The organism is Neptunomonas sp. CHC150, assembly GCF_030397555.1.
In the GTDB taxonomy this organism is placed as follows: Bacteria; Pseudomonadota; Gammaproteobacteria; order Pseudomonadales; family Balneatricaceae; genus Neptunomonas; species Neptunomonas phycophila.
Genome location: NZ_JAPNXU010000005.1, coordinates 46,646 through 60,321 on the forward strand (window position 1 = coordinate 46,646; position 13,676 = coordinate 60,321).

Here is a 13,676-nt window from a genome sequence, read left to right on the forward strand (position 1 = left end):
CTCCATCATTTGAACAAGGAGATACACCATGAAAAAGACACTCATTACTTTACTCGCTATTCCAACATTAATGATGGGCACACTGGCACTTGCCGACGGCAAACATAAAGGCGATGACTGCCAAGGCCCTCGCGGTGATAAACACGGAAAATTCGATAAGAAAGGCGACCGTGGAGAGCCTGGTGAGCGCATGATTGAACGCATGTCTAAACGTCTCGACCTAAGTAAAGAGCAGCAAGATTCACTAGCGGATTTGTTCAAAGACCGTGCAGAACAGCGCCAAGCAATGATGGACAAAACACGCACATTACATGAAACCTTGCGCGATTTAGACTCAACCAGCGATACCTATAATCAAGACCTTCAATCAGCTAAAGAGCTAGCAGCTAGCCTAGCCGTCGAGAAAATTGATGAACGTGCCAGCATGAAAGCTGACATTGCTAAGATTCTAACCCCTGAGCAGTTAGACAAATTTGAAGATGCTATGAAGCACAAAGGCGAGCGTGGCGAACGCGGTAAAGGGCCGCGTCCAGAGCAGCCAATGAGCTAATCAGTCTCCATGTGCAAAGGCCTGTGTTCCGTCATAAGGAACCAGGCCTTTTTTTGTTAAAAACAAACCTTTAAGCTACATAAAAGACGCCACAAACAGACAATTTAAAGCCTTTTCCCTTTTAGTCATCTTATTGTCATAAGAATTAGCAAGAATCTCCGGTCTGAATTATCATAGCTCGAGGATTTTAAAAGGGATGCCGCTCTAAGATGCCACTCAAACGGATAAGTTTGCTGCTTTTTTTGCTGATTGCTTGCGCATGCGCTATCGCACTCTCGCAGCTGACATGGAAAATTATAGGCCTTTCATTGCCAAACTCTGTGTCGTCAACGCTTTCGGTAAACAGGACAACGTCCGACACGACAAGTACCCATCAAATCCTCGATGAGGCCATCAATAGTATTAGGCAACAGCACCTGTTTGGCCAAGCTATCGCTGCCCAAATAGCGCCCCAAGTCCTGCCTCCTCAAGACGACATCAAACAAACGCGCCTTAACATACAATTGCTAGGCTTGGTTCACGGAACCAACAGCGTTGCTGTCATTAATTACGAAGGAAAACAAGGCGCTTACCTTGTCGATGAAATCATTGGCAAAAAAGGTGGCCGTGAAGTTTCCTTAGCCGCAATCGATACAGATCATGTCATTATTTACAATAATGGCGAGCCCGAAAAGCTCCTGCTACCTAAAGAGAAAGCAGTGAGCCAAGGCGTAGAAAGCCGAACGTCTTCTGTAGCAAGCGATAATACGCTCGACAAAACTATCGACTTAACCTCTACGCGTTTTCGTCGCCTAGTCGGCAATGATCCGAAAACCACCTTAATGACTAACCCCTTGTCATTGAGCAAATTTATGATGCTAAGCCCCGTCAATGCAGGAGGGAGCTTAAAAGGTTATCGAATTTCAGCCGGCCCTGATAAAAGATTACTGGCTACATCGGGGATTAATGCCGGCGATATTGTTACGCATATCGATAATACTCCCGTGTCATCACTGGATATCACCTCCCTTTACCAGCTGCTTCAAAGCGCTAGCTCTGTATCCCTTACACTCGACAGAGATGGCCAGGCAATCAATATGGATATCAAGTTGTAATGAAAATGTTTACCCCACGCGCGCTTACTCCGCTATTGCTTACTCTAGCCCTTTTGAGCTCAAGCCTAACCACCTTAGCGGAAGAGTACACGCTAGATATGCGTGGCGTTGATATTCGAGAGTTTATTAGCACCATCTCCAAAATGACGGGCAAAACAATCATTACCGATGACAAAGTCCGTGGCAAAGTGGATATTCAAAGCCCCTCAACACTGACAGAACAAGAGCTTTACGAAATTTTCCTCGTTCAGTTGGGTATTAATGGTTATTCCGTCGTGGATGCGGGTAGCAATATATTAAAAGTGATCCCCTCTCAGGGCGCTAAATTAGAAGGGTCGGACGTATCCCAGCTCATACCAGAACGCAGTAGCGAAGAAATTGTGACTCGCGTCGTAGAAGTCCGCAACGTCAACGCGAATCAGCTCGCTGCCACGTTACGTCCATTGATAGACAACCGCCTAGGGATTATTGCAGCGTATGACACCTCCAATGTCATTTTAATTACCGACCGCGCGTCTAACGTACGACGCATAGCGCAAATTATCGGGCAAGTTGACCAAGCCGATTCCCAGACTTTAGAGCTTATCCCTCTCAGTAACGCATCGGCTAGTGAAATGGAGCGCATTCTTACCAGTCTTATGAACGAGACTCAGAAAGATAAGTCCGGTCCAGCGCCGATGATTACTTCTGATAAACGAACAAACACCCTCATTGTAAAGGCTGACGCAACCACCCGAAGCCGTATTGGGCGCATAGCCAAAGAATTAGACAGCGAGGTACAAACCAACTCAAATACACGTGTCGTTTATTTGAAATATGCCAAAGCTAGCGACCTTGTCCCCGTACTTCAGGGAATTAGCGATACAATTATTAAAGAAGAAACAGGACAGCAGGCCAGCGCCGCCTCTACCTCTCAGAGCAGTCTCCACATCGATGCTCATGATCAGACTAATACGATCGTTATGTCTGGCAGCCCACATATTATTAAAACCATTGAAGATGTTATTACTAAACTCGATATTCGTCGTGCTCAGGTTCTAGTAGAAGCGATTATTGCCGAGGTTTCAGAAGATGCCTCTCGAGAGCTAGGTGTCCAATGGCTATTTTTTGATGCCGATGATGGCTCAACCACACCGCTAGGCGCCGTCAACTTATCCACAGACAACACCTCAGGCATTGTAGATATTGTGGCCGCGGCAACGTCTGACTCGGCTTCAACCTCCCTCGTTGGGAACGGCTTATCCGTGGGAATTGGTCAGTTCAATAGTAATGGCTTTAGTTTTGCCGCTTTTTTGAACGCGTTAGACGAAGATACCGACTCAAACGTATTATCAACACCTAGCCTAGTCACCATGGATAACGAAGAAGCGTATATTCAAGTGGGCCAAGAAGTACCTATCATCACCGGATCTACCGCTAGCTCGGACAATACCAATCCCTTCCAAACAATTGAGCGAAAGGACATTGGCGTTATGCTAAAAGTAACGCCGCAAATCAATGAAGGGGATGCGATTCGATTAACACTGGAGCAAGAAGTGTCATCACTTTCAGGCGCTGTTGCTTCCGATATCATTACCAACAAGCGCGTTATATCAACCACCGTGTTAGTCGATGATGGCGCGACACTCGTATTAGGTGGCCTGATTAATGAAGACGTACAGGACACAAGCTATAAAGTCCCTTTATTAGGCGACATACCATTCGTTGGCCGTGCATTTCGCTCGGATACCAGCACCCGCGAAAAACGCACCTTAATGGTTTTTATACGCCCAACAATCATACGCGATCGTTTTGCGGCTACCGAAATCAGCCGCGAAAAATATAATTACATTCATGCAAGGCAAGTGCTCAATAGCCAACGAGATAACTTATTCCCTGATGGACACACCCCATCACTACCGGCTTGGGAGCAAAGTCAGACTAGCCCAATACCGCAAGAAAATACCAGCAAACCAGTAGCAGCGGCCCCTCCAAAAGAGCCGGCTCAGCCAACACCCAAAGCGCCAGCAAGCACAACAAAGCAAACGACTAACAATAGAGGCGACATATTCCAACGGCTGGATGGAGATTTCTAATCCCATGGCCGTTCAACCTGCCTTTAGTTACAGCTTTGCACGCAAGCATATTATTTTAGCCCTCATTAACGATGAGGGAGTAGCCAATGTTAGCTACTCCACGGACACAAGCACCGAAGCATTGCTAGAGGTAGATCGGCTTTATGCAAATCAGATGCAGCTAAAACTCGTGCCTGTTGATGAGCTAAAAGATGCCATAAGTCTTGCCTATCAAGCCGCCGATAACTCTCTCGAAAATATCTCCGATATTAACGAAGTTATCGACTTAGACGCCCTTGCTTCAAGCATTCCTGAGTCTGAAGACCTGTTGGATGCTCAAGACGATGCCCCCGTCATACGCTTGATTAATGCCTTATTTGCCGAAGCACTGCGCCAGCAAGCTTCCGATATACACTTAGAAACTTTCGAAAATAGCATGTCTGTTCGGCTACGAGTTGACGGCGTTTTACAAGAAGTACTCAAACCCAACCGTGCGCTAGCGCCTTTGCTTATTTCTCGCATTAAAGTTATGGCGAAGCTCGACATTGCTGAAAGACGGGTGCCGCAAGATGGTAGGGTCTCGCTCAAAATGGCAGGCAAAGCATTGGATGTACGTATATCCACTATGCCCTCCATCCATGGTGAACGTGTTGTTATGCGCTTACTCGACAAGCAAGCCTCGCGCATGGATCTAACGCATTTAGGTATGCCGTCAGATACACTGGCCTCGTTAACAGAGCTTCTAGCACAACCCAACGGGATCATACTGGTAACTGGCCCCACAGGCTCAGGTAAGACCACAACCCTATATGCTGGCTTGTCGATGATCAATGATCGCAGCCGCAACATTCTTACGGTAGAAGATCCGGTTGAGTATGCACTGGAAGGTATCGGCCAAACGCCCGTAAACACCAAAAGCGGTATGACCTTTGCAAAAGGCTTACGTGCTATTTTGCGCCAAGACCCTGATGTCGTCATGATCGGCGAAATACGTGACCCGGAAACGGCTCAGATCGCCGTACAAGCCAGCTTGACGGGGCACCTCGTCTTATCAACCCTACACACTAATGACTCACTGGGTGCAATCACCCGATTAATGGACATCGGTGTAGAACCTTATCTCATAGCCTCAGCGGTTAAGGGAGTGTTAGCACAGCGCTTAGTGCGTACTTTGTGCCAACACTGCCGAACGCAATACCGCCTCACGGATGAAGATGCTCGCGCATTAGGCGACAGTCAAATTAGTCAATGTCTGGTTTTTGAAAATGCTGGCTGCGACCAATGCAACCACACGGGATACGCAGGCCGTAAAGGCATTTATGAAATGCTCGTCATTGACCGTCCACTGTCACGCTTGATACATGACTGCGCAGGCGAACATAAAATGGCGGAATACGCTAACAAAACCTTGGTAACCATGCTGGATCAAGGTCGGGATTTGGTACTTGCTGGTGTAACTTCACCGGCGGAAGTACTTCGTATGGTCAAGGAGTCTGCCGACCATGCCATCCTTTGAATACCAAGCCGTTAACCCTCAAGGTAAAAAGCTTAAAGGGTTTCTAGACGCCGACTCTGAACGACATGCTCGCCAACAATTGCGCGACAAGCAGTTAATGCCTATTAATCTGTACGAAAACCATAAACGAGGCACCACAAGCAAACGTGGCGGCGTCCGAGTTTCTACTCGCGATTTATCACTTTTCACCCAACAATTTGCCGCGCTTATCCAGTCAGCAACCCCCTTAGAGGAAGCTATTCAGGTGAGTGCAAACCAAACCAATAACAAAGCACTTAAACGCACACTACAAGCGGTACGTAGCAAAATTTTAGAAGGGCATACGCTAGCGGACAGCTTGCGAGATCACCCACGCGTATTCCCACCGATTTATTGCGCCTTAATCTCAGCCGGTGAGCACTCTGGTGATCTCGCTAAAGTACTGATGCGACTAGCGGACTATACCGAGCGCACACAACAGTTGCGCAACACAGTATCGCAGGCCGCCATTTACCCCATCGTGCTCACCATTGTGGCCTTAGGTGTGATCACGCTGCTCATGGCCTATGTTGTCCCCAAAGTCGTCGAACAATTTGATGGCCGTGGACAAGAGCTTCCTTTGCTAACACGTATCATGATTGCCAGCTCAGACTTCATCATCCATCAAGGCTGGATGGTTCTTGTCGCCGTATTTGCAGGCATTTGGGTATGGCGACATTGTCTTAAAAAGCCTGCATTTCGATTGCGCGTGCATGCAGGCATGCTCAAATTACCTATTTTAGGCAACCTTATTACTAACTTAGAGACGGCTAGATTACTCAACACGCTCAGTATAATGGTGACCAGTGGCTCCCCGCTGCTCGACGCGTTACGGATAAGCCAAGAAACCTTAAACAACCGCGTCATACGTAACGCCGTAAGCGAGGCTACGGACCGAGTCCGCGAAGGCCAATTGCTCAGCAAAACGTTAAATGATAGCGGGGTGTTCCCGCCTATATCCGTCTACATGATTGCTAACGGCGAACACAGTGGAGAACTCGGCACAGCGCTTGAGCATGCCGCTCGTCAACAAGAGAACTTACTAACAGGCATGATCAATATCACCACAAAGCTGCTAGAGCCGTTACTGATTATTGTTTTTGGCGTACTGGTACTCGCCATTGTACTCGCCATTTTATTGCCTATTTTACAGCTCAATAACTTAACACAGTTCTAAATCTGCTAAGCGGCTTCGCTTTTAGGTTTAATGAGAAAGGAGTTAACAATGAACACAACACTTGGGCAACCACAACAGCCCGTCCACCCGCGTACAAAAGAACGCGGCTTTACGCTACTTGAAATCATGGTTGTGGTTGTCATTTTAGGCCTGCTTGTTGCTATTGTGGCACCCAATGTATTGGACAACCAAGACCGCGCCATGGCGGAAAAAGCCCGGGCCGACATCTCAGCACTAGAGCAAGCGTTAGACATGTACAAGCTGGATAATTTTGTTTATCCAACGACCGACCAAGGCATTGAAGCTCTGGCTTCACGCCCTACCATTAGCCCTGAGCCTAAGAACTATCGCCCAAACGGCTATATTAAACGCCTACCTAACGACCCGTGGGGTAATCCTTACCAATACGTCCAGCCCGGCGAACATGGCGCATTTGACCTGTATTCCTTCGGCGCTGATGGAGATAACGGTGGTGAAGGTCAAGCTGCCGATATCGGCAACTGGTAACCTGCAACGCTCGCGCGGTTTTACGCTGCTCGAGCTGCTGGTTATTGTCACACTCGTCGGTTTGCTATCAGCGGCAGTTATGCTCACGCTGCGCCCCACCGAGCGCGCTTATACGGCTAACGATGCAATTGATGAAGTACGAGAACAATTGTTAACGATTAGCCGACAAGCCATAGCCAAACAAAATTGGTACGGGCTGAGTTTCGAAAATAATAGCTACCAACGGTGGCATTACCGCGACTCCGAATGGAATGTCATCACAACTGAGTCACCTTATGAACTACCACCGGAATTGGTGATATCCCTCAGTGTCAAAGGCGAAGACCAACGGCTTTCAGATGAGGCACAAGGCCCACAAATTTTAGCCGCGCCAGATGGACTATTAAGCCCTTTTACTCTGGAGATAAGTGACCAAGATACTACATCAACACTCACTGATCCCTACGCTAGAGCGGATGCCCATGATCAAGAATAAAGGCTTTACGCTCCTCGAAGTCATGGTCGCTCTTTTTATACTCGCCGTGGCCGCTGCTGCTCTATCACGTACGGCAGGCCAAGCTACCGATACAGCACAACAGCTTGAAGTTCGCCAACATGCTGGCTGGGTAGCTCACAACCAACTCAGCTTACTACTGCTAGGCACGCAAGAAGCACTGGATGGTGAAATCAACTTTGCCGGGCAGCGCTTTTATTGGAAGGCCACACGCGCAACCACAGAGCTTGCTAATTTCCAACGTGTAACAGTAAAGGTGAGTCAACCGGCTCAACCCGACTATATACTCGCAACATTGACAGGTTTTCGACATGACGAGTAAGCCGCCAGTGCAACGGGTTAGTAGTAACCGTGACCGCCAGTTACAAACCGGTATGACACTCATCGAGCTTGTCATAGCTGTCGCTATAACAGCAATTATTGGATTAATTAGCGCGCAGTTACTGGGTGCCATGATACAAAATAGCCAACAGATTACAGATCACGCCAGTGAGTTAGAGCGTTTGGATCGAGGTTTACGCATCATTCAAAGCGACTTTGACCAACTGGTTGTCAGGGGAGAAAACAGCCTCCTGACCGCCGAAGACTCCAGCGTCCCCGGCTTGTTGATAGAGTTTACTAGGCTGCATGAACAGCCCTCGGCTTTACATACTACTGGGCCAGCTAATAGCCTTAACAGCGACCAGCTCGAACGCGTTCGTTATGTCCTAGAATCTAATAATTTAGTCCGATATTCATCCCCTGTCGGTATGCCTATTGATGAAGATCATTGGTATCAAAACACACTCTTTACACGTTTATCACAGGCTCGTTTGTACTTTCTTTATGAGGACTGGAGTGAGCAACTTTCAGACGCAACCAAGAGTGCGGGTTCTACACCATTGGGGGCTATTCGGTTCGAAGCTGAAAGTGATCGCTGGCAACACCTCGAGCTAGTCAGCATGCTGCGTACCGGAGCCGACTCATGAAGAAGGCCCTATACACCCGTGCGCCCGCAAAGGCACAACGTGGAGTGGCGCTGATTTTAGTGCTCGGCCTCATGGCAATCATCACCATTTTAGCGACCACTATGACAGGCACCGTTCAATTTAGCGCAAATCAACATGTCACCTTAAAGGATATGCGACAAGCCTACTGGTTCGCTCGAGGAGGGGAAGTTTACGCCTTAAGCACCTTGGCTGATCTTAAAGAAAAGAGCCTCTTAGAAGCGACAGACACTCAAGTGACCTTCCCCGTTAGCGGCGATGGTCATACAGGTATGGTGAGCTATCAACTCACACCTTTGCATACCTGCCTTAATATCAACAGTTTAGATATTACTTTTGAAAACCCAGATGCGCGTAGCCTCTTAAATAAAAATGTATGGACTTACTTTCTCGAAAACAAAGCCCAAATATCCGGCGCAACCATTACCCAACTTTTACAACGCGCAGCGGACTGGATCGACCCAGATACTCAACCAAAAACGCCCTACGGTGCCGAATCACTTTTTTATAGCGGTCAAACACCTCCACAACAACCACCCAACAGCACAATGCTGGCTAGCGCAGAACTCGGCGCATTAGATGTGTTAAATGAAGACGAACAACAAGCTATTCGTCCCTTTTTATGTATTCGCCCTGACGATAATACACTGGCTATCAACCCCAACGATTTAACCGCTGACGATGCTTACCTGCTGAGCGTGTTAACACAAGGCCAGTTAGACGAGAATCAAGCTCTCAGCGTAATTGAGAGCCGCCCCGATGATGGTTATGCTGAGCTAGCCGCATTTTGGGCTGACCCAGCATTGAGTGAAGTCGATGATAGCGTTGAGGCCAGTTTCACGTTAGCGCGCCATTATTTTAAACTAGACACACAAGTTGTCTTAGGAACCGCACCTTTTCGGCTGATCTCACTATTGCGCATTGATGAGGATGACACCACCCATGTTATCAGCCGACGTTATGGAGTAACCCCTTGAGTAGCATTCTGTTTATACGCCCGCAGCAGTTCCCTCCCCGACAAGTAGATTGGGTGCTGTACAACACGGCCTCTAAAACTTCCGCCGAGCAAGGCTCCATTGAGGTCACTCAAACAGAAGAAAATACGTCCTTCTCAGCTCTTTCCTCTCTCGCCTCTCAGGCCATGACTATTCTTTTTGTACCGGGGCATCAGGTTCGATGGTTTAAGCAAGCGCTCCCTAGTAAGCAGCGAGCGCTGGTGAATAGCTTGCCATTTATGATCGAGGAACAAATCAGCACCCCAATAGAGCAGATACATGTTGCGCCAGGGGAGTACAAGGACGGAGCTATAACAGGCTTAGCAATCGAGCATTGCGTTTTGCAGTCTTGGATTGATTGGCTAACAGCACACGCCATAACTCCTTCAATTATCACAGCCGATTTTGAACTGCTCTCTAGCACGCAAGACGGTGAAACAGCTATCCCAGTAGGCGATCACGTATTGCTTCATACGGCCGATATTCATGCCAGTGTCAGCCCTGCAACCTATCAAGCATTAGCTGCTCGATTCGCATCAACCACATTAGCGGAGCCTCTTTCCCCGCAGGCCTTTCTTACACACGGTGCGGCACACTTCTCGTTAAAGCAGTTGCCAATAAACTTACTGTGTAACCAATACCAATCGCAACATGCAGCGAAAAAATGGCTTTCTACCTTTAAGCTTCCTCTCATTGCCACCGCCGCGTTACTGCTCATCAGCTTTATTGGCCTTATTGTCGATAACCTGCAGATGCAACGACAAATTGATCAGCTAGACACCGCCATGAAAGGGATTTATCAGACGAGCTTCCCTGATGCTCGCCGAATTACCAACCCTGTTAGTCAAATGCGAGGCGCCTTGAAACAGCTTTCCCAAGGCGGTGACGGAGCGCTCTTTATTGAATGGTTAGCGATGGCTGCACCGCACCTCAAACAAGACGGTGTGAGCGTGCAAAACTTACGCTTTAGCCAATCTCCTGATCTCTTACGCTTGCAATTACAAGCCAAGGATTACGCCACGATTGAGCAAATAAACAGCGCCATAACGCAAGCTGGGCTAACAGCCGATTTGGGTACACTAACCCGCAGTCAAGATGGCGTTAGCGGTCTACTAACCATTAGAGCGCAATAAGGATTATCGACATGTTAAAAGAACGCTTTGCCGCTCTGAATCGAAAGGACCAACAAACCTTATTAATAGCCGCTCCGATTGTTGCGCTACTCATCATTTGGTTAGCTATTGTGAACCCGCAACTGGAACGCCAGCAGCAACTTACACAGCAGCTGGAACGCAAACAAGCCGACTTGGCATGGATGCAACAAGCAGCAATGAGCTTAAATAGTCAACAAAGCAATGCACCCAATGCATTGGCAGCAGGCTCCCTACGACAAGAAGCAACACAAGCGTTTACGCGACAAAAAATTAGCATTAACCGCATACAATCTAACCAGGAAAACGAGCTGAGCATGTGGGCGGATCAGGTGTCTTTTGATCAGTTATTAACCGTTCTAGGCTCTCTCAATACTCGCGGTATCACCCTAGATCAGATCCAGTTAAACCCCACAACAGCAGGACGCGTTAATGTACGTTTAACGCTGACCACAGGTAGCTAGCCAGTATGAAACGTATCATTGTTTTACTCCTGTTTATTTTTATTATTAGTTTTGGCATCAGCACACCAGCACATTTCTTATACTCGTTAGTTGATGATCAACTACAAGGGGCTGAGCTCACTAACATTGAGGGCTCAATATGGCAGGGCGAAGCCGATTTATCGGTTGGCAATATGGACACAGGTAAGGTCACATGGCGCTTTAGCCCTATGGCCTTATTAACAGGAGGCTTAGGCTGGAATTTCACATTGATTAACGAGTCAGTGACGGGATTTGCAGCCGCCAAAGTTTGGTCATTGTCTACACTCAGCTCTCTGGCTATTAACACTAACACGCAACACTTGGCACAATGGAATCCTCTGTTAAATACCATCAGCAGTGATGTTTCAGCTCAATTAGAACAGGTGAGCGCCGACCAATGCCGACAAACCCAAGGGGCGATGACACTAGAAAACACGTCGATGATGGGGCTTCCATTTGGCATAATTGACGTGCAAGTCACCTGTGAAGGCGAGAATTACAGCGCCTCCTTTCGTAACCAAGAGTCACCTATACAGCTTACAGGCAGCGCTTTGTTGACACCCAAAGGAGGCTACCAATTTAATGCTCAATTACTCAGCCGGGATCCTGCTTTACGTCAACAATTGTCAGGTTTGCTAGGAGGCTCCCCTGAAGATCAGCGTTTTACAGTTCGTGAAAGGGGCAACCTGTAAACGATCAAAGGCCAACAGCGGCCTTTGATCGTGATAGGCTTATCAGACTTTAAAGCGGCCTAATGATTGGTCTTGTTGCTCAGTCATTGATTTCATCGATTCACTATGACGGGCTTGGACAGCAATACCTTCGGACACTTGTTGGCATATTTCTCGGATATTAAGCGTATTGCGATTAATTTCTTCCGATGTGCAACTTTGCTGTTCAGCGGCTGTTGCAATCTGCACCGTCATATTACCAATCTGTCCAATACTATCGCGGATCGCTTGTAGCGCTTCACCTGCCTCATTAGCAATTTTTCGTGTTTCTGCCGCGCGCTGATGACTGCCTTTAATTGTCGTTTGAGCATTGCGTACGCCCGACTGCAACTGCTGAATCATGTTGCTGATTTGCTCAGTTGACTCTTGAGTTCGCGACGCTAATGCTCTCACCTCATCGGCAACTACAGCAAAACCACGCCCCATATCTCCTGCCCGAGCGGCTTCTATCGCCGCATTCAGTGCTAGCAGATTGGTTTGCTCTGCAATACCGGTAATAACTGTCAGAATAGATTCAATATTGTCACTGTAACCGCTCAAGTCGCTAATCGTACCAACAATCTGATCCATATCAGCGGCCATGGCATCAATCGCTTGGGTTGTATTGCCAACAATAGAAACCCCTTTCTCGGTCGCTCTGTCAGCACATTCGGCGGCATCGGCGGCCTGCTGGGCACTGTTAGCCACCTCTTGGGCCGTAGAAGACATCTCATTCATCGCTGTAGCCAGTTGTTCCAGCTCAAACAACTGATTGGACAAGCCTTTTTCGGACTCCGAAGCCGACGCCGCTATTTGTCCCGACTTTTCCCTTACAGCGGATGATGTGCGCTTAATTTGCTCTATTAACGTTTGCAAATATGCAATGAATTGATTGAACTCACCAGAGACGGACGCAAACTCGTCTTTACTGGTTATGGCTAAGCGCTTGGTAAGATCACCCTCACCTTGGTTTATTTCCACCAAAGAGCCATTTAAGTAACCCAAAGGCTTAAGTAAACGGGTAACTACCCAATAAAGAATAAGCGAGCAAGCCAATGCACTAATAATGGTTGAAGCAACAGCTAGCCATCCTAAATGGCGCGATTCGGCCATAACAAGCGACTTATTTAATACCACCCCAATAAACCATTCCTTACTGGACAAGCCGGTGAGCGGCTCAAAAAGGGTGTATACATCAACACCATCAACCGTTGATTCTTGCATCGTCGACGTAAAGTTAGGCCGTTGCCCTTCAAACAATTGATCAACCGATTTTGCGTTTAATTCAGTATTGGGATGGGAAATAATAGTCCCGTCAGCACTCATCAAGAATGCATAACCTTTCCCATGAAAGTTAAGTGTGTTTACAGCATCCGATACAACTTTCAAACTTAAATCACCACCGAATGAACCACGCGAGCGACCATTATCGCTCAACTTAGTGACAGCCGAAATGATGATCTCTTTGGTAGATATATCGACGTATGGGTCAGTTAATACAGTTTGTGAATGTGACTGAGCTAAGGCATACCAAGGGCGCTGACGCGCATCCTTATCCGAGGACCAGCTTTTATCGTTGGAAATCCACGTGCCATCTGATGCCTTACCAGCAAAAACCATCAGAAACTCTTCCGACAGTTTTGGCACCAAAAACAATGACTGTACTCGCTCTTCGCTGTACTCGACATCAATAATGTCCCGTAGGGAGTCTATCAATGCCATTTTTCCATTAAGCCAGTTTGTCACTTGTGCTGACAACGCTTTAGAAGCTTCTTGGGTGCTTATTTCAGCTTGCTGGTAGAGCGTGTTTCGAACACTAATAAACTGTACAATAGAAAATATAGAAAAGGCCACGATGACAATAACTGTCGACAGCAGCGCGACTCGATGCGATACCTTCATAAAGCAATTACCTCAAATGAATGTGCTGCGCTAAATGC

The 13,676-nt window shown here is 47.6% G+C and carries 14 protein-coding genes; 13 read left to right on the top strand and 1 reads right to left on the bottom strand.

Translation table 11 applies throughout. The features are described 5' to 3' along the window. The first annotated feature begins 28 nt into the window (after window positions 1-28). The 13 genes from OW491_RS04650 (at window position 29) to OW491_RS04710 (ending at window position 11,718) form a co-directional block, all read left to right on the top strand. Window positions 29-550, top strand: a complete 522-nt coding sequence (locus OW491_RS04650; RefSeq protein WP_277251814.1) for a Spy/CpxP family protein refolding chaperone — start codon at window positions 29-31, stop codon at window positions 548-550. A 209-nt stretch (window positions 551-759) separates the two neighbouring features. Further along, the gene (locus OW491_RS04655; protein ID WP_290034875.1) at window positions 760-1,644 is read left to right on the top strand and encodes a type II secretion system protein N; all 885 of its coding nucleotides are present in this window, start codon (window positions 760-762) and stop codon (window positions 1,642-1,644) included. Next, the gene (gene gspD / locus OW491_RS04660; protein ID WP_290034877.1) at window positions 1,644-3,719 is read left to right on the top strand and encodes a type II secretion system secretin GspD; all 2,076 of its coding nucleotides are present in this window, start codon (window positions 1,644-1,646) and stop codon (window positions 3,717-3,719) included. Before OW491_RS04655 ends, gspD begins: the two co-directional genes overlap by 1 nt. A 4-nt stretch (window positions 3,720-3,723) precedes the next feature. Next, the gene (gene gspE / locus OW491_RS04665; RefSeq protein WP_290034878.1) at window positions 3,724-5,214 is read left to right on the top strand and encodes a type II secretion system ATPase GspE; all 1,491 of its coding nucleotides are present in this window, start codon (window positions 3,724-3,726) and stop codon (window positions 5,212-5,214) included. Beyond that, window positions 5,201-6,409: a type II secretion system inner membrane protein GspF gene (gene gspF / locus OW491_RS04670; protein ID WP_290034881.1), complete on the top strand. Its 1,209-nt coding sequence runs from the start codon at window positions 5,201-5,203 to the stop codon at window positions 6,407-6,409. Before gspE ends, gspF begins: the two co-directional genes overlap by 14 nt. 48 nt (window positions 6,410-6,457) lie before the next feature. Beyond that, complete coding sequence (gene gspG, locus OW491_RS04675; RefSeq protein WP_075173084.1) at window positions 6,458-6,916, top strand: type II secretion system major pseudopilin GspG; 459 nt, start codon at window positions 6,458-6,460, stop codon at window positions 6,914-6,916. Next, a complete protein-coding gene (locus OW491_RS04680; RefSeq protein ID WP_215151276.1) occupies window positions 6,882-7,391 on the top strand; it encodes a prepilin-type N-terminal cleavage/methylation domain-containing protein in 510 nt (169 codons plus the stop codon). The genes gspG and OW491_RS04680 overlap by 35 nt, the downstream gene beginning before the upstream one ends. After that, entirely contained in the window at window positions 7,378-7,731 is a 354-nt protein-coding gene (gene gspI, locus OW491_RS04685; RefSeq protein WP_075173086.1) for a type II secretion system minor pseudopilin GspI, read from the top strand. Before OW491_RS04680 ends, gspI begins: the two co-directional genes overlap by 14 nt. After that, window positions 7,721-8,377: a type II secretion system protein GspJ gene (locus OW491_RS04690; RefSeq protein WP_290034882.1), complete on the top strand. Its 657-nt coding sequence runs from the start codon at window positions 7,721-7,723 to the stop codon at window positions 8,375-8,377. Before gspI ends, OW491_RS04690 begins: the two co-directional genes overlap by 11 nt. Beyond that, window positions 8,374-9,372, top strand: coding sequence for a type II secretion system minor pseudopilin GspK (gspK, locus tag OW491_RS04695; protein ID WP_290034883.1), 999 nt, complete (start codon window positions 8,374-8,376; stop codon window positions 9,370-9,372). Before OW491_RS04690 ends, gspK begins: the two co-directional genes overlap by 4 nt. Further along, the gene (gspL, locus tag OW491_RS04700) at window positions 9,369-10,523 is read left to right on the top strand and encodes a type II secretion system protein GspL (RefSeq protein ID WP_290034884.1); all 1,155 of its coding nucleotides are present in this window, start codon (window positions 9,369-9,371) and stop codon (window positions 10,521-10,523) included. Before gspK ends, gspL begins: the two co-directional genes overlap by 4 nt. An 11-nt stretch (window positions 10,524-10,534) precedes the next feature. Further along, complete coding sequence (gene gspM, locus OW491_RS04705; protein WP_290034885.1) at window positions 10,535-11,005, top strand: type II secretion system protein GspM; 471 nt, start codon at window positions 10,535-10,537, stop codon at window positions 11,003-11,005. Between the two features lie 5 nt (window positions 11,006-11,010). Beyond that, window positions 11,011-11,718 carry a type II secretion system protein N gene (locus OW491_RS04710; RefSeq protein WP_290034887.1) on the top strand — a complete coding sequence of 236 codons (708 nt, stop codon included), beginning with the start codon at window positions 11,011-11,013 and terminating at the stop codon, window positions 11,716-11,718. A 42-nt stretch (window positions 11,719-11,760) separates the two neighbouring features. Here OW491_RS04710 and OW491_RS04715 read toward each other — a convergent pair whose 3' ends face one another. Next, window positions 11,761-13,638, bottom strand: a complete 1,878-nt coding sequence (locus OW491_RS04715) for a methyl-accepting chemotaxis protein (protein ID WP_215151270.1) — start codon at window positions 13,636-13,638, stop codon at window positions 11,761-11,763. Window positions 13,639-13,676 lie beyond the last annotated feature (38 nt).